Below are 26,372 nucleotides of genomic sequence, written 5' to 3' on the forward strand. Positions count from 1 at the left end.
GTGCGACGCGCGCTCAGGGAATGGGGCGGGTCGCGATCTCGCCCGTCGCCGGGGACGGCTCCGGACCGTCCCGACGGCGCCTCGGGCGCAGCGCCCGCATCGCATCGATCAGCAGCACGATGAGCGCCGCCCACACGGCGACGAATCCGATCCAGCGCGCCGCCGTCATCTCCTCCCCGAAGATGAAGTAGCCGGTCAGGAACCCGAGGATCGGCGTGAGGAACTGGATGAACCCCATCCTCGACAGCGGCAGACGACGGTTGCCCGCGCCGAAGAGCAGCAGCGGCACCGCGGTGACCACCCCGCTCAGCAGCAGCGGGATCGTCACCGACGGCCCGTGCGAGAACGCCCCGAGATGCCCGAGGAGGGCGAGCACCACGAGCAGTTGCGCGACGGCGATGACCGCGCCGAACATGGTCTCGACCGTGAGACCGGTGAGGGCGTCGATGCGCTCGCTCGCCTGCTTGCGCACGGCGCCGTACAGTCCGAAGGAGAAGGCGAGCCCCAGTGCGATGGCCGGGAACTGGCCGTAGGCGATGGCGCTGACCAGCACGCCCGCCCCGGCGATGCCCACCGCGACCCACTGCAGACGGCTCAGCTTCTCCTTGCGGACCACGACACCGATCAGGATCGTGACCAGCGGGTTGATGAAGTAGCCGAGCGCCGTCTCGATGATGCGCCCGGTGACCACGCCCACCACGAAGATCTGCCAGTTGACGTAGAGCAGCACGGCCGAGACGGCCAGCCAGCCGAGCGTCCGCGGGGATCTGATCACCGCGAGCACGGGCCCGAACCGTCGAGCCGCCCCGACCGCCAGCACGCAGAAGACCAGCGCCGTCAGCACCCGCCACGGCACGGTCTCGAGCGGATCGACCTCGGCGAGCAGCATGAAGAAGAGCGGGAAGGCGCCCCAGCACAGATAGGCGCCGATGCCGTAGACGTAGCCGAGACGGGTACTCACCGCCCCAGCCTACTCCCCCGCGCGCGAAAGGGGCCGGTGCGCATGCACCGGCCCCTTCACCGGACGTCTCGGCGCGCGACGGCGCCGGAGAGGCCCTCAGCGCTCGACAGCGCCGAACATCTCGCTAACGCTCGATGACCGCCAGCACGTCGCGAGCCGAGAGCACGAGGAACTCCTCGCCGCCGTACTTCACCTCGGTGCCGCCGTACTTCGAGTAGAGCACGACATCGCCCACCTTCACGTCGAGGGGGACGCGGTTGCCGTTGTCATCGATACGGCCGGGACCCACCGAGACGACCTCGCCCTCGGAGGGCTTCTCCTTGGCGCTGTCGGGGATCACCAGACCGGAGGCGGTGGTCTCCTCCGCCTCGACCTGCTTGATGACGATTCGATCTTCGAGCGGCTTGATGCTGACCGACACGGTTGACCTCTTTCTTCGGAGTGAGAACTTCAAGAACCAGCAGGTGCCCGGTCCGGGCACGCTGCTAGTGAGTCTAGGGCCAGAGTTGGCACTCGTGCAAGGCGAGTGCCAACTCCGGCGCGTTCGGATCGCGAGGAGCGAACACGCGCGCCGAACCGGGCCGCGGACCTCGCCGCAGGAAGTTTGCACCGTGTTGCCGGCACCCCTCGAAAGCCGGCGCTCGGTGAAATATACTGGGGCGCGACGGAGCGGGGCGAACGACGACCTCGGCGCAGAGCGAATCGAGGAGCGAACGTGTCGCATCAGGATGATCCGAATCTCCCGCAGCAGCAGCCTGCGGCCGGCGAACCGCCGCAGAACGACGGGACACCGCCATACGCGCCCCCTGCGGCCCCGCAGTATCCGTCCCAGCCGGCGCCGCCGCAGTACAGCGCCCCGTCCGCGCCCCAGTACGCCGCACCCCAGTACGCCGCCCCGCCCGCGCCCCAGTACGCCGCACCCGCCGCGCAGCCGTACGGCGCCGCCTACTCGGCGCCCGCGGCGCCGCAGTACGCCGCTCAGACCACGAACGTGCTGGCGATCATCTCGCTGATCACCTCGATCGTGGGGCTCTCGGTCGTCGGCGTGATCCTCGGTCACATCGGCCTGAACCAGATCAAGCGCAACGGCGAGGGCGGGCGCGGTCTCGCTCTCGCCGGTCTGATCATCGGCTACATCGGCATCGCCCTCGTCCTGCTGTGGCTGATCTGGATCATCTTCATCATGGTCGCCGCGGGTTCGGCGGCGAGCAGCAGCTACTACTACGACTGACAGCAGAAACCCTACGGAGGCCCTCATGAGCTACCCGCCGACACCGGAGACCCCGGAGCAGCCGACCGCCTACGGTGCGCAACCCGCGTACGGGTCGCAGCCCGAGACCTATACCGCGCCCCAGGCCGACTACGCCGCTCAGTACCCGCAGCAGGAGGCGCAGCAGTTCGCCCCCGAGCAGTACCAGCAGCAGCCGTCGCTGCCGACCACGCTCGCCGGCACGAACGCCTTCGCACTGGTGTCGGTGATCCTCGCCTTCATTCAGCCCATCGCGGGAATCGTCTTCGGGCACATCGGACTCAACCAGATCAAGCGCAACGGCGACGCGGGCCGAGGCCTCGCGCTCACCGGCGTCATCGTCGGCTACATCTGGCTGGTGATCATCGCGCTGATCTTCATCGCCTACATCGGCATCATCATCGTCGCGATCAGCTCGGCCGCCGCCGGCGCGTCGAGATTCAGCAGCAGCTTCTGAACCGGCGAGTTCCGTCGAGCAGCGCCTCCTCTCCGTCATCGGCGCCGGACCCGGAACCGGGTCACGGCGTGCCCGCCCCGCCGGGATGGGCGGCGCTGCTCGCACCGCGCGGAGCGGCGCGCCTCGCGGAGCTCGAGCAGCACCTCCGCGACGGCGCATCGCTCGATGACGCCCGAAGGAATCTGCGCGATCAGGGCGTCCCGGCCGAGGAGACCGCGGCGCTGCTGACGCAGGCCGAGTTGCGTGCGAAGGCGCGTGCGAAGTTCGGCGAGGCCGCCGCGCACCTGCTCTTCACCCCGGCCGGCCTGGAGCAGGCGACCCGCTCGGTCGTCGCGGAGGCGCACGCGCAACGGTTCGCAGCCGCGGGATGCCGGGTGGTGGGGGATCTGGGCTGCGGCATCGGCGCCGAATCGCTCGCGCTGCAGGCGGCCGGGATCGATGCGCGCCCGGTCGAGATAAACCCGTTCACGGCCGCGGTCGCGGAGCGCAACCTCGGCGTGCCCGTCTGGGCGGGGGACGCGGAGCGCTTTCCGCTCGACGAGCTCGACGGGGTGTTCCTCGATCCCGCGCGGCGCACCGCCGGCCACCGCGACACGCGCCGGATCACGAGGCCGGGCGACTACTCCCCCGGACTCGACTTCGCGTTCGGGCTGGCCGAACGGCTACCCACGGGCGTCAAGCTCGGGCCCGGTTTCGATCGCGGACTGATCCCTGACGACGCAGAGGCGCAGTGGGTCTCCGTCGACGGGCAGCTCGTGGAGACCGGACTGTGGTTCGGGCGACTCGCGCGACCCGGCGTCCGCCGCTCCGCTCTCGTGCTGCGCCCGCGGGAGGAGGAGACCGGGACCCACGAGCTGAACGCCGCGGCCGACGCCCCCGACGTGGACGTGCGCGACCTCGGCGACTACCTGTACGAGCCGGACGGGGCCGTGATCCGCGCCCGCCTGATCGGCGAGCTGGCCGACCGCATCGGCGCCGGCATGCTCGGGGAGGGCATCGCCTACCTCACCGCGGACACGCCGCACCGCACACCCTTCGCAGCGGGTTTCCGCATCCTCGAACGCCTGCCGGCGGGAGAGAAGCCGCTCAGACGCGCACTCGCCGCCCGCGGCATCGGTCGGCTCGAGATCAAGAAGCGCGGCGTCCCGATCGATCCCGCCGAGCTCCGCAGGCGCCTCCGCCTGAGCGGCCCGAACGGCGGCACGCTGATCCTCACCCGGGCGCGGGGGCGCCACGTCGCCCTCCTCGCCGAACGCCTGAGCGGCTGATCCCGCCCGGATGGCGGGTGCTCAGGCCAGGTGCCGTTCGGGCACCCCGCTGTAGGCGCTCAGGGGGCGGATCAGCGCGTTGGACGACTGCTGCTCGATCACGTGCGCCGTCCACCCGGTGACGCGACTCGCGACGAACAGCGGCGTGAACACCTCGGTGTCGAAGCCGAGCAGGTGGTAGGCCGGGCCGGAGGGATAGTCGAGGTTGGGGTGGATGCCCTTGCGCGCCACGAACTCGCGCTCCAGCTCCGCGTACAGCGCCGAGAGCCGCACCGCCAGGGGGTCGTCCGCGCCGCGCTCCGCCAGCAGGACGTCGAGGGCGGCCTTCATCGTCGGCACCCGCGAATCTCCCTTGCGGTAGACGCGATGCCCGAAACCCATGATCTTGCGCTTCGCGGCGAGCGCCCCGTCCAGCCAGTCCGATACGCGCTCGGCGGTCCCGATCTCGTCGAAGAGGTGCATCACCGCCTCGTTCGCGCCGCCGTGCAGCGCGCCCTTGAGCGCCCCGATCGCCCCCGTGACGGCCGAGTACAGATCCGCGGTGGTGGAGGTGATGACGCGCGCGGTGAAGGTGGACGCGTTGAACGAGTGCTCGGCGTAGAGCACCATCGAGACACGGAACACGTCGACCGCCGTGGGGGTCGGATCCTCGCCGAACACCATCCAGAGGAAGTTCGCGGAATAGTCGAGATCGTCCCTGGGAGCGATCGGATCCTCGCCCCGCCGTCTGCGCTGGATGTAGGCGACCACCGCCGGCAGCTGGGCGAACAGACGCTCCGCCTTCCGCAGGTTCGCCTCGGCTCCCTCCTGCTCGGCCTCGGGGTCGAGCGCTCCGATCGCGCTCACCGCGCTACGGGTGAGATCCATCGGGTGCGCCGTCACCGGCAGGAGATCGATGGTGGCGCGGACCGCGGGATCGAGCGCACGCAGGGAGCGCTCGCGTTCGCGGAAGGCCGCGAGCTGCTCACCGCTCGGCAGTTCGCCGTGCCACAGCAGCCAGGCGACCTCCTCGAAGGAGCGCGTCGCCGCGAGCTCCTGCACCGGGTACCCCCGGTAGAGCAGCGAGTTGGTCTCGGGGTTCACCTTCGAGATGGCGGTCTCGTCGACCACCACTCCGGCCAGCCCCTTGCGGATCTCGGTCTCTGTCATCGTAAACTCCTTCGTTCCTGTATCGCTCGACTGCGGAGAGGGCGGGCGAGGGTGCCGATACCACGATCAGCGCTCCACCGTGAAGTTGAAGACGTCGGCGTAGAAGCCGCTGTAGCCCTCGTAGTCGAGCAGTTCGTAGAGGTCCGCGCGGTGCTGCATGCGATCCAGCTGACCCGCGAGCGACCCCTCCGCGGTGAGCGCGTCGAGTCCGCGCTCCGCGGCGCCCATCGCGAGGCGCAGCAGCGACACCGGCCAGATCACGAGGTCGATCCCCACGGACTCCAACTGCGAGACGGTGAACAGCTCGCTCTTGCCGAACTCCGTCATGTTGGCGAGGATCGGCACGTCGACGGCGTCGCGGATCGCCGCGAACTCGTCGAGCGTGCGCATGGCCTCGGGGAAGATCGCGTCGGCACCCGCGTCCACGAGCGCCTTCGCGCGATCCCTCGCCGCGTCGAGCCCCTCGACGGCGCGGACGTCGGTGCGGGCCATGATCAGGAAGTTCGGATCCCGCCGCCCGGCGACGGCCGCGCGGATGCGCCGCACCGCGATGTCGAGCCCGACGACCTCCTTGCCGTCGAGGTGGCCGCAGCGCTTGGGGTTGACCTGATCCTCGATGTGCAGGCCCGAGATCCCCGCGTTCTCGAGCTCCTGCACGGTGCGGGCGGCGTTCATCGGCTCGCCGAAGCCGGTGTCGGCGTCGATGAGCGCGGGCAGCTCGGTCACGCGGGCGATCTGCGCACCGCGGGCGGCGACCTCGCTCAGCGTGGTGAGCCCGATGTCAGGCAGGCCGAGGTCCGCAGAGAGCACGGCACCCGAGATGTAGACGCCGTCGAAGCCCTTCCGCTCGATGAGCCGCGCCGAGAGGGGGTTGAAGGCGCCCGGAACGCGCAGCAGACGGGGGCCCGCGAGCGCCTCGCGGAACCGGGCGCGCTTGGCCTCGGGAGTGGATGTCGCATAGAGCACGGCGGGCCCCCTAGAAGATGCCGGCGGTGCGGGGCACCGAGTCGAGCAGACCGGGGCGGGCCTGGATCGTGAGCCCGGCCAGCTCGTGCGGGGCGAGCTCCGGCAGTCGCTCGGCGAGGCCGAGGAAGCGCTCGATCTCCGCGGTCTCGAGCACGCCGTCGGCGAGCGTGCGGAACTTCTGCACGTACTGCTCCCGGGCGAAGGGGCGGGCGCCCAGCGGGTGGGCGTCGGCCACGGCGATCCGGTCGCGGATCACGGTGCCGTCGCTCAGCACGATCTCGACGGCGCCGCCGAAGGCCTTCTCAGAGATGTCGAGGGAGTGGTAGCGGCGGGTCCACTCCGCGCCCTCGATCGTGGTCACCTTCTGCCACAGCGCGACCGTGTCGGGGCGGGACGCCCGTTCGGGCGCGTAGGATCGCTCGTGATGCCAGGCCCCGTCCTGCAGTGCGACCGTGAAGATGTAGGGGATCGAGTGGTCGAGCGTCTCGCGGCTCGCACGCGGATCGTACTTCTGCGGGTCGTTCGCGCCCGATCCGATCACGTAGTGGGTGTGGTGGCTGGTCTCGATGACGATGCGCTCCACGCGGGCGGGATCCGCGGTCGCCGGATGCTCGCGGTGCAGCTTGCGCGCGAGGTCGATCCAGGCCTGCGCCTGGTACTCGGCCGAGTGCTCCTTGGTATAGCTGTCGAGGATGGCGCGCTTCGCGGCGCCGCGCACCGGCAGCGGCACCTCGTAGCGCGCCTCGGGCCCGCCGAGCAGCCAGGCGATCACGCCGTCCTCGCCCTCGTAGATCGGGGTGGGGCTCGTCTCCCCGCGCAGCGCACGGTCCACGGCCTCGACCGCGACCTTGCCTGCGAGCGCCGGGGCGTGCGCCTTCCACGACGAGATCTCGCCCTTGCGCGACTGGCGCGTGGCCGTCGTCGTGTGCAGCGCCTGGCCGATGGCCTGGAACACGGTCTCGGCGCCGAGACCGAGCAGCGTGCCGATGCCGGCCGCGGCGGAGGGACCGAGGTGGGCGACGTGGTCGATCTTGTGCTCGTGCAGGCAGATGCCCTTCACGAGGTCGATCTGGATCTCGTAGCCGGTGAGAATGCCCCGCACCAGATCTGCGCCGGTGAGCCCCCGAGCGGCCGCGAGATGCTGGGCGACGGCGAGGATCGGCGGGATGTTGTCTCCCGGATGGGAGTAGTCGGCGGCGAGGAAGGTGTCGTGGTAGTCGAGTTCGCGCACGGCGACGCCGTTGGCCCACGCCGCCCATTCGGGCGAGTGCGCGGCCCCGGAAGCGAGACCGAAGACCGAGGATCCCGAGCCGCCCGCGCTCGGCGGGTGCTGCTCGGCCTGCTGCCGGGCGGCGCTCGGCGCGGCGCGCACGAGCGAGGCGGCGGCCACCGCGGCGTTGTCGATCACGCGGTTGACGGCCATCTCCACCGCTGCCGGATCGAGCGGAGCGTCGTCGGCGGCGACCTCGGCGAGCTTCCAGGCCAGCTGCTCGGAGCGGGGCAGCCGCTCGTCGCTGCGATAGGCGCGGACGGCGTGGACTTCGACGGTGCCGCCCGGAACGGCGGTGCCGGCCGAAACCGTGTGGGACTCGTTCATGCGCTCTCCTTCTGATCGGCGGTGGGGAATGCGGCGCGCCGGTGATGATCGTCGAGCCGCGCCAGGGCGTGCGCCAGCGACCGTCTCAGGTGCACGCGCACGGCGCTCCCGGCGAGCTCGGCATCGCCCCAGGCGATCGCCTCGGCGATGGCGCGGTGCTCCTGCGCGGCCTCGGCGAGGCGATCCGGCCGATCCTGCGCGAGGCGACGCACCCTGGCGAGGCGCAGGCGGACCTGACCAAGCGAGGCGGCGAGGACGGGATTGTCGGCGGCGCGGTCGATCGCCTCGTCGAGGCGCGCGGCGAGCGCGTAGGTTGCGGTGCGTTCGGTCGCACTGGGGTCGCCCTCGCCTGCAAGATCGAAGCCGAGGTCGAGGCCGGGCTCGAAGCCGGGATCGGCGGCGAGCCGCGCGAAGCGCCCGGCCAGGTCCTCGAACTCGGCGCGTCCTGCCGCGTCCCGGCGTTGCGCGGCGAGGCGCGCGGCCTGCGCGTCGAGCGCCTCTCTCAGCTCGGTGAGCCGGGTCACGTCTTCGGCCGAGATCGGGGCGACCGCCACGCCGCGGGCCCCGTCCGGGATGAGCAGGCCGTCGGCGAGCAGCCGGGCCGTCGCCTCGCGGAGCGGCGTGCGGGACACCCCGAGGCGCGCGGCGGTCTCGACCTCGGCGATCACCGCACCGGGTTCGATCTCCAGCTCGACGATCTCCTGGCGCAGGCGGCGGTAGGCGAAATCGCTCGCCCGCTCCCCCAACCCACGCTTCATGTATACAAAACTACCGGTCTATTCGATCATGTCAAGTGAAACCTCTCTTAGTGCATACAAAAAGCAGTGCGGGGCGCAACTTCGAGAACCTCGTACAGCTCCGAACAGCAGCCACGGCAGGCGATGACACGGCCGGGCAGGACGACGAGGCGTGTACCGCTCACAGCGCAGACATCCACACGAGTTCTCCACAGATTGCACAGTTCCCGCGTTCTCTCCCGCGCGGGGCGCGACGGCCGCGTAGCTTTGCTGGCATTCCAGCGACCGAAGCCGCAGAATTGAGGTATGACCGTGACCGAACCTCAGGTATGGGTGCTCATCGGAGTGTTCGCCGCCATCATGATCGGCGGGTTCACCCTGACCACCACGCTTCTCCTGCGCGCGATGAAGTCGGGGTTCGAAACGGTCGACGCGAAGTTCGAGGTGCTCAACGTCAAACTCGAGCACCTCGACCGAGACGTGTCCGCGCTCATGCGACACACCTTCGGGATCGCGGAGTAGGGAGGCCCGGCGCCGGAGTGCTGTGGCACCGGCGGCGCGTCACGCGCCGAGGAGCACCTCCACGGGCCCACGCGCGAAATAGACCACGAAGCCCGCCGCCACCACCCACAGCAGCCAGTGGACGTCGCGCGCCCGCCCCGAGAGCGCCCGCACGATCACCCAGGAGACGAAGCCGGCGCCGATGCCGTTGGCGATCGAGTAGGTCAGCGGCATCACGGTGATCGTGAGGAAGACCGGCAGGGCCACGCCGAAGTCGGCCAGGTCGATCCCGGTGATCTGCGACACCATCATGGCGCCGACGATCACGAGCGCTGCGGCCGCGACCTCCGTCGGAACGATCTGCGTGAGCGGAGTGATGAACATGGCGAGCAGGAAGAGCGCACCGGTGACGAGGTTCGCGAAGCCGGTGCGCGCGCCCTCGCCGATGCCGGAGCCCGACTCGATGAACACCGTGTTCGACGACGACGACGTGAGACCACCGGCCATGGCCCCGACGCCCTCGACGACCAGCGCCGACTTGAGCCGCGGGAAGTTGCCCTTCGCGTCCGCCAGCCCGGCCTCGCGCGAGAGGCCCGTGAAGGTGCCCATCGCGTCGAAGAAATTCGTGAAGAGCAGGGTGAACACCAGCATCACGACCGTGACCAGGCCGACTCGTCCGAAGTCGAAGCTCACCGCCCCGACGAGGCTGAGGTCGGGCAGGCCGAAGGGCGTGCCGTCGAGCGCCGGGACGGTGAGCCCCCAGCCGCCGGCGTTCTCCGTGGCGGGTCCGAGTTTCCAGATGGCCTCGACGATCACCGCGAGGATCGTGCCGGACACGAGGCCGATGAGCAGGCCGCCCTTGACCTTGCGCGCCACGAGCACGCCGGTGAGCAGCAGCGTGAAGACGAAGACGATGGTGGGCACGGTCGCGACCGAGCCGCCGATGCCGAGGCCGACCGGGGGTGAGGACTCACCGGTCGAGGTCACGAAGCCGGCGTTCACGAAACCGATGAACGCGATGAACAGGCCGATGCCCACCGTGATGGCGATCTTGAGCTCGACGGGGACCGCGTCGAAGATCATCCGCCGCAGTCCCGTCGCCGCGAGGAGCACGATGAGTGCGCCGTTGATCACCACGAGCGCCATGGCCTCGGGCCAGGTGACCTGGCCGACCACCGAGAAGGCGAGGAACGCGTTGATGCCGAGCCCCGCCGCGAAGGCGAAGGGCAGTCGGGAGACGAGCCCGAAGAGGATGGTCATCGCTCCCGCGGTGAGCGCCGTCACCGCACTCAGCGCCGGAAACGCGAGCTGGTTCCCCTCGACGTCGACGCCGCTGGACAGGATGATCGGGTTGAGGATCACGATGTAGGCCATCGTGACGAAGGTCACCAGTCCGCCGCGCACCTCTCGGCCGAAGGTGGACCCGCGCTCGGTGATCTCGAAGTACCGGTCGAGGGCGTTCCTCGGTTCCCCCCGCGGGGTCGATTCCCGCTGAGACGACGCCTGCTCTGCCATCGGGCTCTCCGTTTCCGCGCGTGCCGGGCGCACGCTCACCCCACCGAAACTACCACTCGATGAGAGGAGGCCGATCTCCCGGAACGTCGTCCCGCGATCCCGCGGGATCCGGGATCAGCGCACCGAGACGAGGTCGATGACGAAGATGAGGGTCTTGCCCGCGAGGGGATGCCCGCCCGCGGTGCCGTAGGCCTGGGCGGGAGGAACGACGAGCTTGCGGCGACCGCCCGCCTTCATCCCGGGAATGCCGATCTGCCAGCCCTGGATCAGCGAGCGCAGCGGGAAGTTGATCGTCTCGCCGCGGCTCCACGAGCTGTCGAATTCTTCGCCCGAGTCGTACTCCACGCCGAGGTAGTGCACCTCGACGGTCGAGCTGGCCAGGGCCTCCTCGCCGCTCCCCTCGACGAGATCGACGATCTCGAGTTCTGCGGGGGCGGGCCCGTCGGGGAATTCGATCTCGGGTTTCGACAGCGATGCATCAGTCATGCCCCCATTCTTCCCGAGAGTCGCAGCCCGCTTCCGGCGAGTTCGCTGTGAGTGGTCTGCGCGGCCCGCCGATCGCAGGAATCGGCCGGGTCGCCGACCCGGCTGTGCGAAACCCGATAGCCTGGGAGCGTGAAGTTTGCGCATCTGACCCGGGCAGGGAGTCGGCAGCCGGAACTCGTCGCGGTGAGGGGGGAACGCTCGATCCCCCTCCGCGAGATCGGAGGATCGGCGGATTCGCTGCAGCAACTCGTCGAAGCGGGCCCCGGCGCCCTCGAGCGTCTCCGGACGGCGCTCGATGCCCTCCCCGAGGACGCGGGCTCGCCGCTCGCGGGAGCGTCCTACGCCCCGGCCGTGCCGAGTCCGCCGATCGTGCTGGCCGTGGGCCTCAATTACGACGAGCACGCCAGCGAGCTCAGCCTCGACAACGATTCCGGCCCGGTGCTGTTCTCCCTCTTCCCCAATTCGCTCAACGGTCACGGCCACGAGGTGCCGCTGCCCACTCGGCTCAGCGAGGAGGTCGACTACGAGGGCGAGCTCGGGGTCGTCATCGGCCGTGCGGCGAAGGACGTGACGGCCGAAGAGGCCCTGGACCACGTGTTCGGCTACACGGTCGTGAACGACATCACCGCGCGGAACATCCAGTTCTCCGAGCCGCAGTGGTCGCGCTGCAAGTCCTTCGACGGCTTCACCCCCGTCGGCCCCGTCGTGGTGACGGCGGACGAGATCCCCGATCCCCAGTCGCTGCGCCTGACCACCGATGTCGACGGTCTGCGCGTGCAGGATGCGAGCACCGGCACGATGATCCGCAGTGTCGCGCAGCTGATCGCGTCGCTCTCGCAGTCGCTCACCCTGCTTCCGGGCACCCTGATCTCGACCGGATCGCCCGGCGGAGCGGGGCGCTCGCGCACGCCGCCGCTCTACCTCCGCCCGGGCACCGAGGTCACCGTCACGATCGAGGGCATCGGAGCGCTCACCAACCGCTGCGTCGCCGCCTAGGGGCTACTCTCCGCCGTCCTCGATCTTCTCCGGCGCGGCCTCGGCCGATCCGTCGATCGTCTCGATGGTGCCGGTCTCCGGGGCGAGGCCCGCCAGCTTCGCCGGCTGGAGGATGTCGTCGAGCTGCGCCTGATCCAGCAGCCCGTGCGAGACGACCAGGTCCGAGACCTTGGCGTTCGTGGCGAGCGCCTGCTTGGCGAGCTTCGCCGCCTCGGCGTAGCCGATCACGGGCGCGAGCGCGGTGATCACCGTCACCGAGCGGGACACGGTGTCTGCGAGGCGCTCCTCGTTCGCGGTGATGCCGTCGACGCAGTTGACGCGCAGGGTCTGGCAGGCCCGCTCGAGCCAGGTGATCGACTGGAAGAGCGAGTGCGCGATGATCGGCTCGAACGCGTTGAGCTGCAGCTGACCCGCCTCGACCGCCATCGAGACGGTCACATCGGATCCGGCCACCGCGTAGGCGACCTGGGAGACCGCCTCGGGGATCACGGGGTTGACCTTGCCGGGCATGATCGACGAGCCGGCCTGCCGCGCCGGGAGATTGATCTCGCCCAGCCCGGCCTGCGGGCCGGAGGAGAGCAGGCGGAGATCGTTCGAGATCTTGGAGAGCTTCAGCGCACTGCGCTTGAGGGCGCCCGAGAAGGTGACGAACACCCCGGTGTCGCTGGTGGATTCGACGAGATCGCCGGCCGAGACCAGGTCGAGACCCGTGATGTCCCGCAGGTGCCGGACCACGGCCTCCTTGTACCCCCTCGGCGCGTTGATCCCCGTGCCGATCGCCGTCGCGCCCATGTTCACCTCGCCGAGCAGCTGCACCGCCTCCTGAAGGCGCTCGACGTCCTCCCGCAACGTCACGGCGAAGGCGTTGAACTCCTGGCCGAGCGTCATCGGCACCGCGTCCTGCAGCTGGGTGCGCCCCACCTTGATGATGTGGGAGAACTCGCGCCCCTTCGCCTCGAAGGAGTCGGCGAGCAGGGCGAGCTCTTCGAGCAGGCTCGTGAGCGAGAAGGCCAGGGCGATCTTGATCGCGGTCGGGTAGGTGTCGTTGGTCGACTGGCTGTGGTTGGTGTGGTCGTTCGGGTTGATGAAGTCGTACTCGCCCTTCCTGCGCCCGGCGAGCTCGAGTGCCCGGTTCGTGATGACCTCGTTGGCGTTCATGTTCGTCGAGGTGCCGGCCCCGCCCTGCACGACGCCGACGACGAACTGGTCGAGCAGCATGCCGGTCTTGACCTCCTCGCAGGCGCGGTCGATCAGCGTGGCGCGCTGCTCGTCGAGCGCCCCGATCTCGAGGTTCGCCCGGGCGGCCGCCTGCTTCACGCAGGCGAAGGCGCGCACGAAGTCGGGGTAGACCGAGATGGGCCGACGCGAGATCGGGAAGTTCTCGTGGGCCCGCGCCGTGTGCACCCCCCAGTACGCCGAGGCTGGGATCTCGACGCTGCCGAGGGAGTCGGTTTCGGTGCGTGTCTGTGCCGACAGAAAATCACTCACGGTGTATCTGCTCCATGGTCGAAGGAATCACGGCGCGGGCGCCGAACTGCCGCAGACAAGCCTACCGCGATCAGAACTTTCCGCCCATGTCCAAAAGCCTCCGGATCCGATCCGGGATCGGCGGATGCGTGGCGAAGAGGCGCTGCACCACGCCGGGTTTGAGCGGATCCGCGATCCAGAGATGGGCCATGCTGCTGTTCTGCTTCTGCAGGGGCCGCCCGTACTCGCTGAGCTTGTGCAGCGCGCTGGCGAGCGCCTCGGGGTGACGGGTGGTCAGCGCTCCGGTCGCGTCGGCCAGGTACTCCCGCTGCCGGGAGACCGCCAGCTGCACGAGCGAGGCGACGAGCGGCGCCACGATCATGGCGACCAGGCCGAGGATCATCACCACGGGGTTGCTGTTGTTGTTGCGCCCGAAGAACGCCATGCGCACGAGCACGTCGGAGATCATGCCCACGGCGACCACGAGGCCGTAGACGATCATCGAGACGCGGATGTCGTAGTTGCGCACGTGCCCGAGCTCGTGGGCCATGACGCCCTCCAGCTCGGAGTCCGTCATGATCTCGAGCAGCCCCGTCGTCGCCGCGACCATCGCGTGCTCGGGATCCCGGCCCGTGGCGAAGGCGTTCGGGGCGGGATCGTGGACGATGTAGACCTCGGGCATGGGAGTGCCCGTGGTGATCGAGAGGTTCTCGACGATGCGATAGAGCCTCGGGTTGTCGGCTTCGGTGATCCGCTGCCCGCCGCTCATCGTGATCGCCTGCCGCCCCGCGGCGAAGTACTGGAAGGCCGCATAGCCCGTCGAGATCACCACGACCCAGATGACGATGGTCCATGAATCGTAGATGGCAGAGGCGAGCCATCCCAGACCGCCGATGATGGCGAGGAACAGCAGGATGATGAGGAAGCTGTTGACCTTGTTCCGGCGAATCGCGCTGTACACCGCGCTCCTCGCCTAGAACTGGATGCGCGGCGGTTCCGAGATCGCCGCGACGTCTTCGACCTCGAAGAACTCGCGCTCGCTGAAGCCGAGCATCTTCGCGAAGATGTTGTTGGGGAAGATCTGGATCTTCGTGTTCAGCTCGCGCACTCCGCCGTTGTAGAAGCGGCGCGAGGCCTGGATCTTGTTCTCCGTGTCGACCAGCTCGCCCTGCAGCTGCAGGAAGTTCTGGCTGGCCTGCAGCTGCGGATACGCCTCGGCGACCGCGAAGATGCTCTTCAGCGCCTGCTGCATGTGGTTCTCGGCCACCGACGCCTCCGCGGGGCTGCTCGCCGAGATCGTCTCGGCGCGCGCCTGGGTGACGGCCTCGAAGACGCCCTTCTCATGCGCGGCGTAGCCCTTGACCGTCTCGATGAGGTTGGGGATCAGATCGGCGCGGCGCTTCAGCTGGACGGTGATGTCGCTCCAGGCCTCGTCGACGCGCACGCGCAGCGTGACCAAGGAGTTGTAGGTGGCCCACACATAGATGCCGAGCACCACGATGATGCCGACGACGACGAGGATGGCGATGAGTGATCCAGGCATGCCGCGATCCTAGCCGCGGCGCCCAGGAAAGTGCTGTGAACCGCGCCGCGTCGGGGACCGGACGGGCCCGGCCGCTGGGCGGCCCCTGCGACGGCGCCCCTACGGCAGGAGCTCGGGCGGCAGCGCCGGCTCGCCCGCGGCGATCGCCGCGTCGGCCGGGCTCCCCTCGACCTCGGAGCGGCGGGCGCGCTCCAGGTAGGGCTGTGCGCGCTCGACCTGCTGGCCCAGCGCGTCGATCGTGGTCGCGAAGTGCTGGTTGGCGCGCGCCCGGAAGGACTCCACCTCGTCGATCGTGGCGAAGAGGTTGTCGTAGGCGCGCTGCAGCGTCTCGAGCGACACGCCCGAGTTCACCGCCTGCTCCTGCACCCGTCCGGCGTTCTGCCGGAGCATGCTGCTGGTCTGGTCGATGAGCGTGTTGGTCGTGCGGTTGACCGCGTCGATCTGGTCGAGCACGATCCTCTGGTTCTCGAGCGCCTGCGCCACGATCACCGCGGTGCGCAGCGCCGTCATCGTCGTCGTCTTCGCGCGCTCGACTCCGTCGATGAGCTTCACGTTGTTGTCCTGGATCAGGTCCATCGAGAGATAGGCCTGCACACTCACCGCGAGCTGGGTCTGCACGTCGGCGTGGCGCTGGCGGATCGCGAAGAGCACCTCCGACTCGAGTCCTGCGGCGGTCGGCTCGTCTCCGCTCGCGCGCAGCTCGGCGATCCGGTCGACCACCGCGGCGTCGAGCTCGCCGAGCAGTCCCGAGAGCTTCTTCAGCTCCCCCATCGTCTCCCACAGCGCCTTGCGCTCGACGGCCAGGCCGGCGTTGTCCTTGCGGAGGATGTCCTGCCCGCGTCCGAGTGCCAGCAGCACCGTGTTCAGCTGCTCCTGGTTCGACTCGTACTGCTTGAAGTAGCGCTGCAGCTGCTTCGATCCCGGCAGCAGCCCGACCAGCTTCTCGAGGAACGACTGGTTCGCCGGAGCCAGCTCCTCGACCCGGTTGCGCAGATCGACGAGGCTGCGCGCCACCTGCGTCTGAGCGCCGTCGCCGCCCTGCGCCTTCGCCTGCGCGAGGCTGAGCTGCAGGAACCGGTTGGAGAACTCGGAGGTCTGGGTGATCTCGGCCCGGGCGACGTTCTGGATCGCGCGCACCTGCGCCTGGAACTCGGGCGTCTTCGGCACGAGTCCGGTGAGCCGGCCCACCCAGGTCACCGCGCGGTCCCGCAGATCGAGCAGTTGCTCGTTGCTCAGGTCGGGGAGGAGACCGACGGCCTTCTCGGGTTCGACGGGCTCGACCGGGGGCGCCGCCTCGATCTGCTCGACCTCGGCCGGAGGGGTCAGTTTTTCGGTCATGATGCGTCCTTCACTCGTGCTCGGGTCGGTTCGACGGCTGGTCTGGAATGGTCGGAGGGGGCGCCTGTCGGGGCACGCTCAGGTCGAGCAGTTCTGGCGCGCCCGTCTGGGCGAAGCGCATCCGGAGGAACTCGGCGTGCTGCTCGGCGTCGCGGGAGACGCCCCGGACCACATCGGATTCGATCCGTTCGAGCACCTCCCCGAGCACCCGCGTCTGCGCCTGCAGCCCCTCGACGTTGCGCGCGATCTCGGCTCGGGGCCGTCCGCCGCTGAAGGAGGCGTGCATGCGGTCGTTCTCGATGGCCAGATTCACGATCGTGGGCAGATAGTCCGTCGCCAGGGTGAACAGGGTCTGCACATCGCCGTCGGTCTGCGAGCGCGATCGCAGCGCCGGCTGCCCGGCCAGGCCCTCGATGTCGGAGCCGAGCGCGAGCAGCTCGCCGTCGAGGCCGGTGGTGCCCCAGACCGGCCGACCCCTCAGCCGCCCCACCGCGCGGGCCGTCGCCGCGGCGCTCTCGGCCGCGGCGTCGAGGGCCTGCGCCGTGGTGGTGGGCATCACGCCCAGGCGCACCAGCTCGGACGGCCTCGCGGGCGCCGCCAGCAGGCCCACGCCGACGCCGACCACCGCCGCGATCGGCAGCGCGAGGGGGAGCGCGAGCTGCAGACCGAGCGCCAGGCCGAAACCGGCGAGCGCCGCCGCAGCGGCGCCCAGGCCCAGTCCGATCGTCCTCGGCCGCAGACTCACAGATACCCTCGGATCTCTCGGAAGACGCTGCTGAGCGAGTCCTGCCCCGCCTGGAACGCGCGGCCACCGGTCGTCTCGGCGAGCCGCTCCATCTCCTCCTGATCCGCCTCGGCGAACACCACCGCGAACACCGGGATCTCGCCGATCACGGGAACCCGCGCCACCGCGCGCTCGTACCAGGCCGCGAAATCGGCGGCGTTCAGCTCCTCCGTGTGCTGCCCGTCGGTGAACAGCACGACGCTGGTGATCCGATCGTCGCCGGCCTCGCGGGCCGCGAGTTCGAGCGCGTCGATCGTGGTGCCGTAGATGTCGGTGCCGCCGTCCGGCCAGTAGGCGTCGATCCGGTCGTTCAGGCGCTGCATCGCCGCGTCGAAGCCGGCCTCGTCCTCCGGCACGTCGACGGTCAGCTGGGACTTCTCCTCGTGGGAGAACTCCAGGAGGGTGATCCGCTCGCGCGGCTTCAGCCGGAGGAAGCCGGTGGATCCGCCGCTCTGATCGCCGACGAGCACGTGGAGGGCCTCGCGGAGATCCTCCATCCGGGAGCCCTCCCCCATCGAGCCCGAGGTATCGATCGCGAACACCATGTTCGCCGGCTTGCGCGCTTCGGAGAGCCAGACCTCGAGCAGCTGCTGCACCGTCTCGAGCCGCGCGGGGAAGGGCAGCTCGAAGACCTGTCCGGAGGCGCCGCCGGACGCCGTCGCCGAGGTGCGGCGCTTGGTGAGATCGGCGATCCGCTGCTGGACCTCGTCACCGCTCAGGTAGGCGACGGCCTGGCGGTAGAGCTCGGCCTTCTCCTCGCCCGCCGAACTGAGCAGCGTCAGCGGATAGTTGCTCGTGACCACCCCGTCCGAGGGGATCACGACTCGGAGCGGCTCGCCCGCGACGCTCATCGTCTGCAGGACCGACTCGTAGTTGAAGATCGCGTCGGCCGCGTCGGGATCCTCAGCGAACTTCTCGGCCAGCCAGCCGCTCGAACCGGAGGTGAGCTTCTGCCCGGCCGCGAAGGCGGTGAGCGGCTCGGTCACGGCCTCGATGTCGTCGGCCTCGAGCACCGTGCCGGTGCCGGAGAGCGCGGTCGCGGCCTGCACGAGCGTGGTGAATCCGCTGTTCGACGACACCGGGCTGGTCATGCCGTAGCTCAGCTCGCCCGCCTCGATCGCGTCGACCACCTCCTGCCAAGCCGGCTGATCGGCCTCCGTCCAGCCCAGCCGGTCGGCGACCTCCGGTTTGACGCCGAGGACCACCGGGGAGCGCATGATCGAGGTCTCCGCCGTGACGAGCAGCTCGGTCTCGGGGAACAGCGAGAGATAACTGTTCGAGGGGAACCAGGTGGCCTGCCAGGGCGCATCCTCGCCCTCGGCGAGGAGCTTCTCGGTGCCGTCGAGGGTGCCGGTGAACTCGAACTCGAGATGCACGCCCGTCTCGGCCTCCATCTCGTCGAGGATCGGCTGCATGTCCTTGACCTCGCTGCCGGCGAGCACGTGCAGCGTCTTCGACTCGTCGGCGCCCGGAGCGCCGATGCATCCGCTCAGCATCGCGGCGGGCAGCACCGCCGCCAGAAGGGCGGTGACCGAGCGCGCCAGTGCGCGGCGCGGAGACCCCGCCGCCCGGGATGCGCCCGGCGATCCGATGATGGTGGTGGTCATGGCTGCGATCCCTCCGCCTCGGCCTCGGACGGCGCGGGAGGCGCGCCGCTGAGGTCGTACTCCTCGCCGATCCTGGTCAGCAGGTAGTCGAGCACCTCGTAGCTCGGCTCCTGCGCGATGTTGACGAAGCTGCCCGGCGAGGCGAACTCGGCCTCGAGCCCCTGCTCGGCCACGAACTCCGTGAAGAGCGCCTGATTGTCGCCCGTCGCGCGGAAGCCGTGCACCGCGAGCAGACGGGCGAGCTCGGCGTCCTCGGAGATGACACGCATGACCTGTTCGCCGTGCTCGCTGAACGTCACTCCGGTGTGGGTGCTGAAGAAGGTCGGGCTCGGGTACGCGAGCACCATCTCGTCGGTGATCCGGGAGTTCTCCTTGATGAGTTCCTCGAGGAACTGGCCCTCGTAGATCATCACCATCGGCACCGCGCCCATCCCCTGGGCCAGATAGGTGGCGAAGGGGGCCGCCGAGGAGGATCCGGAGTAGCCCTGCGCCAGGAACAGCTTGCCCAGCTCGGGCAGCAGCTTCTGCGCCTGGGTCTGCGAGGTGACCACGGAGTTGTCGGCGAGCACGTAGGCGGCGAGCGAGAGATACATGGCGGCCGAGTTGCTGCTGCGGATGTCGGTGGAGGTGATCAGCACGGTGCGCGGCGACGCGTAGGCCTCGGATCCCTCGAGCTGGTTCCATCGGGTGTCCGCCGCGACGAGCTCGAGGTAGGCGGCGATGTCGATGACCCACTTGTCGTCGGCGCCCTGCTCGGCGACGCCGTTCTCGGCCAGCAGATCGAGGATCGGTTGGAACGTGGCGACCGCCATCGGCGAGAAGAAGAGCTCGTGCGTGCCCACGACCCCGTCGACCTTGTCCTCGATGTTCTTCGCGGCGATCGCGGAGGCGGGGAACGCGAAGTCGTTCTCGGCGAGGTCGGGCAGGCTCGCCATCCTGAGCGATCCCGAGCTCGTCACCCGCACGTCGAAACCGTGATCCGCGAAGACCCGCTGCACCTCGGGGTCGTCGAAGAACGCCTGCTTCTCGCTGCCGACCACGCCCTGCACGACGGTGAGCGGCCCCGAGGGCCGGCCGTCGGATCCGCCGCGCCCGAGACCCAGGAGCTGCACGACGAGCACGGCGGCGATCCCCAGCCCGATCAGCGCGATGCCGATGATGTGTGGCGCGCGAAGTCTCATCTGCTGCGGTGTCTCTTCTCGTTCTCTGCGGCTCTCGCCCCGGCGTGTCGCCGCTATCCGGAGACGGCGGCTGCGGGGGCAGTATAGCCAGCGCAGGTAACGCGCAGACGAACAGCTCCGCCGGCGCGCGGCGGCGGGTCAGCCGCGGCGCCGGCGGCGGATCCAGCGCCGCACGCGCACATAGACGGCGAGCGCGATCACGAGGACGATGACCGCGAGGAGGAGGAACTTCGCGAAGACCACGCCCTCAGTCTAGGGATGCGAACGGAGCGAGCAGTGCTCCTGACGAGACAAGGATTGAACCTTGTCTCGTCATTCGACGGACTCAATCGCCTCGGTCAAGCGAGCGAGCTCGCTTTCCGCTCGGCTCAATCGTCTGTGCCCTCGCAGGGATTCGAACCCTGACTGAAGCGATTTTAAGTCGCCTGCCTCTGCCAGTTGGGCTACGAGGGCATCCCTCCTTATTCGCAAAGCATAGCTTCGGGAGGGGACCGGGGCGGAGAGAAGGTTGTGGGCCCCACCGTCGGGCAGAACGGCGAGGCCCACAGTCGGAAACCGCTCAGGCGTCGAGGCGCCCGCGCAGTTCGGCGAGTTCGGCGCGCAGCGCGGTCGGCACGCGCTCCCCGAACCGGCCGAAGAACTCCTCGGTGAGCTCGCACTCGGCGAGCCACGAGGCCGGGTCGATGGCGAAGAGCTCGTCGAGCTCGGTCTCGACCTCTTCGATCCCGTCGAGGTTCAGCTCGCCCTCCGCGGGGAGCACGCCGACGGCCGTCTCGCGCCCCTCGACCTGGCCGGAGACGCGGCGAATGATCCAGTCGATCACGCGAGAGTTCTCGCCGAAGCCCGGCCAGAGGTAGCGCCCGTCGGCACCCTTGCGGAACCAGTTCACCTGGAAGATCTTCGGCGCGTGCTCACCGAGCCGCTCGCCCATGTCGAGCCAGTGCCCCCAGTAGTCGGCCATGTTGTAGCCGCAGAAGGGCAGCATCGCGAACGGGTCGCGCCGGAGTTCCCCGACGGTGCCCTCCTGGGCCGCCGTCTTCTCGGAGGAGATGGTCGCACCGACGAACACGCCGTGCTGCCAGGAGAGCGACTGCGCGACGAGCGGCACATTGGTCGCGCGACGCCCTCCGAAGAGGATCGCGTCGAGCGGCACACCGTCCTGGCCGTACCAGTCGTCGGCGAGCGTCGGGGTCTGCTGGATCGGCACGGTGAAGCGCGAGTTCGGGTGCGCCGCGGGACGACCGGAGTCCGGGGTCCAGTCGTTGCCCTGCCAGTCGATGAGGTGCTCCGGGACCTCGTCGGTCTTGCCCTCCCACCACACGTCTCCCTCGTCGGTGAGCGCGACGTTGGTGTAGATGGTGTTGCCCCAGAGGGTCTCCATCGCGACCGGGTTGGTCGACTCGCCGGTGCCGGGCGCCACGCCGAAGAAGCCCGCCTCCGGGTTGATCGCGTAGAGGCGCCCGTCGGGGCCGGGGCGCAGCCAGGCGATGTCGTCGCCGATGGTCTCCACCTTCCAGCCGGGGATGGTGGGCTGGAGCATGGCCAGATTCGTCTTGCCGCAGGCGGAGGGGAATGCTGCCGAGAGGTGGTAGGTCTTGTGGTTCGCGGTGTCCGTGAGCTTGAGGAGGAGCATGTGCTCGGCGAGCCAGCCCTCGTTGCGTCCCATGACGCTCGCGATGCGCAGGGCGAAGCATTTCTTGGAGAGCAGCGCGTTCCCGCCGTAGCCGGAGCCGTAGGACCACACTTCGAGGGTCTCCGGGAAGTGCGTGATGTACTTCAGGTCGTTGCACGGCCAGGCGACGTCCTCCTGGCCGGGCTCGAGCGGGGCGCCGACCGAGTGCACGGTGCGCACCCACTCGCTGCCGGGGACGATCCCGTCGAGCGCCGCCTGGCCCATCCGGGTCATGATGCGCATGTTCAGCACGGCGTAGGGGGAGTCGGTGATCTCGATCCCCAGCTGGGTGATGGCCCCGCCGACGGGGCCCATCGAGAAGGGGACGACGTACATCGTGCGTCCGCGCATGCTGCCCGCGAACAGGGGCTCCAGCTCGGCGCGCATGTCGTCGGGCGCACGCCAGTTGTTGGTCGGGCCGGCGTCGGCCTCGTTCTCGCTGCAGATGAAGGTGCGGTCCTCTACGCGGGCCACGTCCCCCGGGTGGGAGCGGGCGAGGAAGCTGCCCGGGCGCCGGTTCTTGTCGAGCGGGATCAGCGATCCCTCCTCGACCATCTCCGCGGTGATGCGATCCCACTCGGTCTGCGAGCCGTCGCACCAGAGCACCTGATCGGGCTGGGTGAGCTCGGCGATCTCAGTGACCCACTTCACCACCTCCGGGTTCGTGGTGGTCGCGCCTTCCGATACCTTGTCGGCGATCGTCGCGTCGGCTTCGAGGGTCGTGGTGCTGCCCATACCGTTGTGTTCTCCGTAGCTTCCGAAAATACCTACCGTCGATGTCCCGCGGTACACCTATTCTGGGTGAACATTCGGTGTCGAACCGGCAACATGACGCTGTAAAGAATCGATGTTCTTGACGTATAGTTAAGTCATGACCCCGGAAGCCACCTCGAGCCTCGAGACGGATGCCTTCGACAGGTTGCTGCTCGGTAAACGGATCCGTCACTTCCGCACGCAGGCGGGTCTGACGCTCGATGCGCTCGGCGAACGCGTCGGCGTCGTGGGCAGCCAGCTCTCCCTCATCGAGAACGGGCACCGCGAGCCGCGCCTGTCGCTCCTGCAGAGCATCGCCCGCGAGGTCGGGGTGGATCCCGCCGAACTCCTCAGCAACGAACCGCCCGACCACCGGAGCGCGCTCGAGCTCGAGCTCGAGCGCGCTCAGCGCACGCCCATCTACCAGAGGCTGAACCTCCCCCACGTGCGCGCGCCGCGGGGGCTCAGCGACGACGTCCTGGAGTCGCTCGTCGGCCTGCATCGCGAGTTGATGAAGCGCAGCCGGGCAGCCGCGGCCACCCCGGAGGAGGCGCGACGCGCGAACACCGCCATCCGCCTGCACATGCGCGAGCAGAACAACTATCTGCCCGACATCGAGCGCATCGCCGAAGATCTGATGCTCAGCGTCGGTCACACCACCACGAGCGCCGTCACCCACCGCGAGGTGGCCGTGCTCGCCGAACGGCTCGGCTTCACCCTGATCTTCGTGAACGACCTGCCCGCGAACACCCGGAGCATCACCGACCTCGAGAACGGCCGCATCTATCTGCCGCCCGCATCGATCCCCGGCGGCCACGGCCTGCGCTCCCTCGCCCTGCAGGCGATGGCGCATCGCGTGCTCGGGCACCAGCCCCCGGGCAGCTACGCCGAGTTCCTCGAGCAGCGCCTGCAGATCAACTACTTCGCCGCGGCCTGCCTGCTTCCCGAGAGCCGAGCGGTCGCCTTTCTGCAGCAGGCCAAGAAGGAACGGAACCTCGCCATCGAGGATCTGCGCGACGCCTTCGGCGTGACCCACGAGGCGGCCGCGCACCGCTTCACCAACCTCGCCACGCGGCACCTCGATCTCCGGGTCCACTACTACCGGAGCGACGACAACGGCGCTCTCGTGCGGGGGTACGAGAACAACGGCCTGCCCTACCCCACCGACGTGTCCGGCTCGCTCGAGGGCCAGCTGATCTGCCGCCGCTGGGCGGGTCGCACGGCCTTCGACCGCAGGAACCGCACCAGCGAGTTCTACCAGTACACCGACACTCCCGCGGGGACCTACTGGTCGAGCGTGCAGATCGGCGACACGGGCCGCGGCACCTTCTCGCTCGCCTGCGGGGTCGCCTTCGACGACACGCGCTGGTTCCGCGGGCGCGACACGTCGTTCCGCGAGATCTCCACCTGCCCGGATCCGTCGTGCTGCCGCACGCCGAGCGACGGGATGCTGGAGCGCTGGGAGGGCAAGGCGTGGCCGAGCGCGCGCATGCACGCGCACGTGCTGTCGCCGCTTCCCGCCGGATCCTTCCCGGGGGTCGACGACATCGAGATGTACGAGTTCCTCAGCACCCACGCGAACGCGGATCCGTCGTCGCGCTAGGACGGGTCCGGGACGACTACGCCTTGGGGCGCGAGGCGAACTCCTCGAAGATGGCGCGGGGCTGCTGCACGGCCTCGATGTTGACGATGTCGCGCGCGAGGAAGAAGTGCCCGACCCAGCCGCCGAACACGCGCCACTTCCGCTCCCAGGTGGGGATCGCGAGGCCGTGGTAGAAACGGTGCGCGAGCCAGGCGACGTAGCCCTTGAGGGCGAAGCCGCCCGATTGGAACACGCCGGTGTTGAGCCCCAGTCCCGCGACGGCGCCCTGGTTCTTGTGGTTGTACTCGCGCACGCCCTCGCCACGCAGGTCGGCCGCGATGTTCTTGGCCAGCAGCCGGCCCTGGCGCACGGCGTGCTGCGCGTTCGGCACGCAGAAACCGCCGGGGCCCGGGGTCGAGGAGATGTCGGGCGTCTGCGAGGTGTCGCCCGCCGTCCAGGCGCCCTCGACGGTCTCGCCGTCCTCGGTGGTCACCCGGAGCGTGGGGCTGCCGATCACGTGGCCTCTGGGCCCGATCGGCAGGTCCGTGTCGCGCAGGAACGGCCGCGGCATGACGCCAGCGGTCCAGACGATGAGGTCGCTCTCGTAGTTCTCGCCCGTGGAGAGCTCGATCTTGCCGTCCACCGCCGAGGAGAGCTGGGTGTCGAGGTGGATGTTCACCCCGCGGCGAGACTGGTCCTTCACGACCCAGTCCGCGGTCTGCTCCGAGACCTCGGGCATGATCCGGCCCATCGCCTCCACCAGGTGGAACACGGTCTCGTCGAAGCCGATCTCGGGGTAGCGGCGCAGCAGCGACGTGGCGAAGGAGCGCAACTCGCTGATCGTCTCGATGCCGGCGAAACCGCCGCCGACGACGGTCACGGTGAGCAGGCGGGCCCGCTCCGGCGACCCGGCGGGCAGGGAGGCGGCGATCTCGAAGTTGCGCACCAGGCGATCGCGCACGGCGACCGCCTCCTCGATGGTCTTCATGCCGATCGCGTTGTCTGCGATGCCCGGGATCGGGAAGGTGCGGGAGACCGAACCCGTGGTGACGACGATGTGGTCGTAGGAGAACTCGAACGGCTCGCCCTCGTTCGGCGTGATGGTGGCCGACTTGCCGGCGTGGGAAATGCCGGTCACCTTGCCCGCGATGTTCTGGGTGCGGCGAAGGTGCCGCCGACGGGCGACGACCGCGTGGCGGGGTTCGATCGAACCCGCGGCGACCTCGGGCAGGAACGGCAGATAGGCCATGTAGGGCAGCGGATCGACGATCGTCACCTCGGCCTCGCCGGCACGGAGCAGCTTCTCGAGCTTCCACGCAGTGTAGAACCCGGCGTAGCCACCGCCTACGATCAGAACCTTCTTCGACACGAAGTCCACTCCTTGCAACGCAATCCGGCGCACCCGCTCATCCGCCGGCGGGCACAGTAAAAGCGAGCGTTGCCGCTCGACTGGTTCAGTCTAGTACAACAATCGGGCTCGACAGCCGCGCGCGCTGCGAGGGCATCCGACGGGATCGCTGCGCCGCGATCAGCGCCATCCCGTGCGCTCGAGGGCGAGGTCGCCGATGGGGTTGACGCCGGGCCCCGCGGCGAGCGCGTGGCCGATCAGCGCGTGCAGGCATTTCACCCGCGTCGGCATCCCCCCGGCGCTCACCCCCGCCAGCTCGGGCACGTCGCCCGCCTGGCTCCGGTCCTCGATGTACTGCTCGTGAGCGAGCCGGTAGCGCGCGCGCACCTCGTCGTCCTCCGCGAGCAGCTCGTTGTACTCCACCATGACCCCGGCCGCTTCGAGGCGCGACGCCGCCGCGACCGCCTCGGGATGGCAGAGATAGTAGAACGTCGGGAACGGGCTGCCGTCCGGCAGGCGCGGCGCCGTGGCGACGACGGCCGGGCTTCCGTCCGCAGCGCGAGCGGCGATGCCGATCACGCCGCGCGCGGTGCGGCCCAGTTGCTCGCTCACCGCGGCGAGGTCGGCTTCGCCGGGCGTCTCGTAGGGCGGTCTGCTCATTCGCTCTCCTCCTCAACAGCGGAATCCTGGTCCGCGGGGTCGCCCTCGGCCGGATCCCCGCCCGGCTCGGCCGGAATCGCTTCGGGGGACGAGCCCAGCAGGCCCTGGAGAATCTCCTCCGGTTCGGCGAGGGTGGTCCCGGCGGTGAGCGTCGAGGCCAGCAGCGTCCGCGCCCAGTTGTGATCGATGGCCGTGAGCTGGTCGCTCGTCTCCTCTTCGCGCTCCGCCGGGACGTTCACGTCCTCGATCACGCTCAGCTGGATCTCTCCCGGCATCACGTAGAACAGGCGGCCGCGAGCCTGGGCGCGCACATACGCCGGATCCTGCCATTTCACGCGCTCGGCGTCGGCCGCTGCGACCGCCTCGCGGTGCAGGCGCACGCTCTCGCGCAGCTCCGCGAGCTCGCGCTGCTGCTGCACGTAGGTGGAGAGCGTCGGGCTGACGATGAGCGCGCCGACCGCCACGAGCGCGACGATCAGCACGGTGAACCCGCTGAATCTGAGGCTCGAGACCCAGGCGCTCTGTTTCCCCTGCTCCTCCGGCATCGGCGCGGTT

General features: G+C 69.5%; 25 protein-coding genes and 1 tRNA gene. 6 read left to right on the top strand and 20 right to left on the bottom strand.

What is annotated here, in order from left to right; genetic code table 11:
• Nucleotides 1-13: 13 nt before the first annotated feature.
• Together rarD and groES are read right to left on the bottom strand one after the other, a co-directional pair.
• The gene (gene rarD, locus J4H92_RS09600; protein WP_208097956.1) at nucleotides 14-961 is read right to left on the bottom strand and encodes an EamA family transporter RarD; all 948 of its coding nucleotides are present in this window, start codon (nucleotides 959-961) and stop codon (nucleotides 14-16) included.
• Nucleotides 962-1,085: 124 nt separating this feature from the next.
• On the bottom strand, nucleotides 1,086-1,382 hold the full coding sequence (groES, locus tag J4H92_RS09605; protein ID WP_208097957.1) for a co-chaperone GroES: 297 nt from the start codon (nucleotides 1,380-1,382) through the stop codon (nucleotides 1,086-1,088).
• A 294-nt stretch (nucleotides 1,383-1,676) separates the two neighbouring features.
• Between groES and J4H92_RS09610 the strand changes: the two genes are divergently transcribed.
• From J4H92_RS09610 to J4H92_RS09620, 3 genes are all read left to right on the top strand, one after another.
• Entirely contained in the window at nucleotides 1,677-2,192 is a 516-nt protein-coding gene (locus J4H92_RS09610) for a DUF4190 domain-containing protein (protein ID WP_208097958.1), read from the top strand.
• 25 nt (nucleotides 2,193-2,217) lie between these two features.
• Entirely contained in the window at nucleotides 2,218-2,667 is a 450-nt protein-coding gene (locus tag J4H92_RS09615) for a DUF4190 domain-containing protein (RefSeq protein WP_208097959.1), read from the top strand.
• A 68-nt stretch (nucleotides 2,668-2,735) separates the two neighbouring features.
• On the top strand, nucleotides 2,736-3,935 hold the full coding sequence (locus J4H92_RS09620; RefSeq protein WP_341783058.1) for a class I SAM-dependent methyltransferase: 1,200 nt from the start codon (nucleotides 2,736-2,738) through the stop codon (nucleotides 3,933-3,935).
• Nucleotides 3,936-3,956: 21 nt separating this feature from the next.
• On the opposite strand, the gene J4H92_RS09625 is transcribed toward J4H92_RS09620, so the two are convergent.
• From J4H92_RS09625 to J4H92_RS09640, 4 genes are all read right to left on the bottom strand, one after another.
• Entirely contained in the window at nucleotides 3,957-5,084 is a 1,128-nt protein-coding gene (locus J4H92_RS09625) for a bifunctional 2-methylcitrate synthase/citrate synthase (protein ID WP_208097960.1), read from the bottom strand.
• 66 nt (nucleotides 5,085-5,150) lie between these two features.
• The gene (gene prpB / locus J4H92_RS09630) at nucleotides 5,151-6,050 is read right to left on the bottom strand and encodes a methylisocitrate lyase (RefSeq protein ID WP_208097961.1); all 900 of its coding nucleotides are present in this window, start codon (nucleotides 6,048-6,050) and stop codon (nucleotides 5,151-5,153) included.
• Nucleotides 6,051-6,060: 10 nt separating this feature from the next.
• Nucleotides 6,061-7,647 (bottom strand): MmgE/PrpD family protein, encoded by a 1,587-nt coding sequence (locus tag J4H92_RS09635; RefSeq protein ID WP_208097962.1) that lies wholly within the window; start codon nucleotides 7,645-7,647, stop codon nucleotides 6,061-6,063.
• The gene (locus tag J4H92_RS09640; protein ID WP_208097963.1) at nucleotides 7,644-8,405 is read right to left on the bottom strand and encodes a GntR family transcriptional regulator; all 762 of its coding nucleotides are present in this window, start codon (nucleotides 8,403-8,405) and stop codon (nucleotides 7,644-7,646) included. Before J4H92_RS09640 ends, J4H92_RS09635 begins: the two co-directional genes overlap by 4 nt.
• A 285-nt stretch (nucleotides 8,406-8,690) precedes the next feature.
• Here J4H92_RS09640 and J4H92_RS09645 point away from each other — a divergent pair, with 285 nt between their 5' ends.
• On the top strand, nucleotides 8,691-8,906 hold the full coding sequence (locus J4H92_RS09645) for a hypothetical protein (protein ID WP_243752190.1): 216 nt from the start codon (nucleotides 8,691-8,693) through the stop codon (nucleotides 8,904-8,906).
• A gap of 39 nt (nucleotides 8,907-8,945) precedes the next feature.
• Here the strand turns inward: J4H92_RS09645 and J4H92_RS09650 are convergent, their stop codons facing one another.
• Both J4H92_RS09650 and J4H92_RS09655 read right to left on the bottom strand, forming a co-directional pair.
• Entirely contained in the window at nucleotides 8,946-10,400 is a 1,455-nt protein-coding gene (locus J4H92_RS09650; protein ID WP_208097964.1) for an NCS2 family permease, read from the bottom strand.
• 114 nt (nucleotides 10,401-10,514) lie between these two features.
• Nucleotides 10,515-10,886: an FKBP-type peptidyl-prolyl cis-trans isomerase gene (locus J4H92_RS09655; RefSeq protein ID WP_279550388.1), complete on the bottom strand. Its 372-nt coding sequence runs from the start codon at nucleotides 10,884-10,886 to the stop codon at nucleotides 10,515-10,517.
• Nucleotides 10,887-11,015: 129 nt separating this feature from the next.
• On the opposite strand from J4H92_RS09655, the gene J4H92_RS09660 reads away from it, so the two are divergent.
• Entirely contained in the window at nucleotides 11,016-11,882 is an 867-nt protein-coding gene (locus J4H92_RS09660) for a fumarylacetoacetate hydrolase family protein (RefSeq protein WP_208097965.1), read from the top strand.
• A 3-nt stretch (nucleotides 11,883-11,885) separates the two neighbouring features.
• Here the strand turns inward: J4H92_RS09660 and J4H92_RS09665 are convergent, their stop codons facing one another.
• The 9 genes from J4H92_RS09665 to J4H92_RS09705 all read right to left on the bottom strand — a co-directional run bounded on the left by J4H92_RS09665 (nucleotide 11,886) and on the right by J4H92_RS09705 (nucleotide 22,209).
• Nucleotides 11,886-13,370 carry an aspartate ammonia-lyase gene (locus J4H92_RS09665; RefSeq protein WP_208097966.1) on the bottom strand — a complete coding sequence of 495 codons (1,485 nt, stop codon included), beginning with the start codon at nucleotides 13,368-13,370 and terminating at the stop codon, nucleotides 11,886-11,888.
• Between the two features lie 70 nt (nucleotides 13,371-13,440).
• Complete coding sequence (locus J4H92_RS09670; RefSeq protein ID WP_208097967.1) at nucleotides 13,441-14,310, bottom strand: M48 family metalloprotease; 870 nt, start codon at nucleotides 14,308-14,310, stop codon at nucleotides 13,441-13,443.
• A gap of 12 nt (nucleotides 14,311-14,322) precedes the next feature.
• Nucleotides 14,323-14,892, bottom strand: coding sequence for a LemA family protein (locus tag J4H92_RS09675; RefSeq protein WP_208097968.1), 570 nt, complete (start codon nucleotides 14,890-14,892; stop codon nucleotides 14,323-14,325).
• A gap of 99 nt (nucleotides 14,893-14,991) precedes the next feature.
• Complete coding sequence (locus tag J4H92_RS09680) at nucleotides 14,992-16,230, bottom strand: toxic anion resistance protein (protein WP_208097969.1); 1,239 nt, start codon at nucleotides 16,228-16,230, stop codon at nucleotides 14,992-14,994.
• A gap of 10 nt (nucleotides 16,231-16,240) precedes the next feature.
• Complete coding sequence (locus J4H92_RS09685; RefSeq protein WP_208097970.1) at nucleotides 16,241-16,975, bottom strand: hypothetical protein; 735 nt, start codon at nucleotides 16,973-16,975, stop codon at nucleotides 16,241-16,243.
• On the bottom strand, nucleotides 16,972-18,621 hold the full coding sequence (locus J4H92_RS09690) for a VWA domain-containing protein (RefSeq protein ID WP_208097971.1): 1,650 nt from the start codon (nucleotides 18,619-18,621) through the stop codon (nucleotides 16,972-16,974). The genes J4H92_RS09685 and J4H92_RS09690 overlap by 4 nt, the downstream gene beginning before the upstream one ends.
• Nucleotides 18,618-19,802, bottom strand: coding sequence for a hypothetical protein (locus tag J4H92_RS09695; RefSeq protein WP_208097972.1), 1,185 nt, complete (start codon nucleotides 19,800-19,802; stop codon nucleotides 18,618-18,620). Before J4H92_RS09695 ends, J4H92_RS09690 begins: the two co-directional genes overlap by 4 nt.
• Before the next feature lie 379 nt (nucleotides 19,803-20,181).
• Nucleotides 20,182-20,255 (bottom strand) — tRNA-Leu (locus tag J4H92_RS09700).
• Between the two features lie 106 nt (nucleotides 20,256-20,361).
• Nucleotides 20,362-22,209: a phosphoenolpyruvate carboxykinase (GTP) gene (locus J4H92_RS09705; RefSeq protein WP_208097973.1), complete on the bottom strand. Its 1,848-nt coding sequence runs from the start codon at nucleotides 22,207-22,209 to the stop codon at nucleotides 20,362-20,364.
• 136 nt (nucleotides 22,210-22,345) lie between these two features.
• On the opposite strand from J4H92_RS09705, the gene J4H92_RS09710 reads away from it, so the two are divergent.
• A complete protein-coding gene (locus J4H92_RS09710) occupies nucleotides 22,346-23,830 on the top strand; it encodes a helix-turn-helix domain-containing protein (protein WP_208097974.1) in 1,485 nt (494 codons plus the stop codon).
• Nucleotides 23,831-23,846: 16 nt separating this feature from the next.
• On the opposite strand, the gene J4H92_RS09715 is transcribed toward J4H92_RS09710, so the two are convergent.
• The 3 genes from J4H92_RS09715 to J4H92_RS09725 form a co-directional block, all read right to left on the bottom strand.
• The gene (locus J4H92_RS09715) at nucleotides 23,847-25,178 is read right to left on the bottom strand and encodes an FAD-dependent oxidoreductase (RefSeq protein ID WP_208097975.1); all 1,332 of its coding nucleotides are present in this window, start codon (nucleotides 25,176-25,178) and stop codon (nucleotides 23,847-23,849) included.
• A 159-nt stretch (nucleotides 25,179-25,337) separates the two neighbouring features.
• Nucleotides 25,338-25,817: a DUF501 domain-containing protein gene (locus tag J4H92_RS09720; RefSeq protein WP_208097976.1), complete on the bottom strand. Its 480-nt coding sequence runs from the start codon at nucleotides 25,815-25,817 to the stop codon at nucleotides 25,338-25,340.
• On the bottom strand, nucleotides 25,814-26,362 hold the full coding sequence (locus J4H92_RS09725) for an FtsB family cell division protein (RefSeq protein ID WP_208097977.1): 549 nt from the start codon (nucleotides 26,360-26,362) through the stop codon (nucleotides 25,814-25,816). The genes J4H92_RS09720 and J4H92_RS09725 overlap by 4 nt, the downstream gene beginning before the upstream one ends.
• Nucleotides 26,363-26,372 lie beyond the last annotated feature (10 nt).

Source organism: Leucobacter weissii, assembly GCF_017565745.1.
In the GTDB taxonomy this organism is placed as follows: domain Bacteria; phylum Actinomycetota; class Actinomycetes; order Actinomycetales; family Microbacteriaceae; genus Leucobacter; species Leucobacter weissii.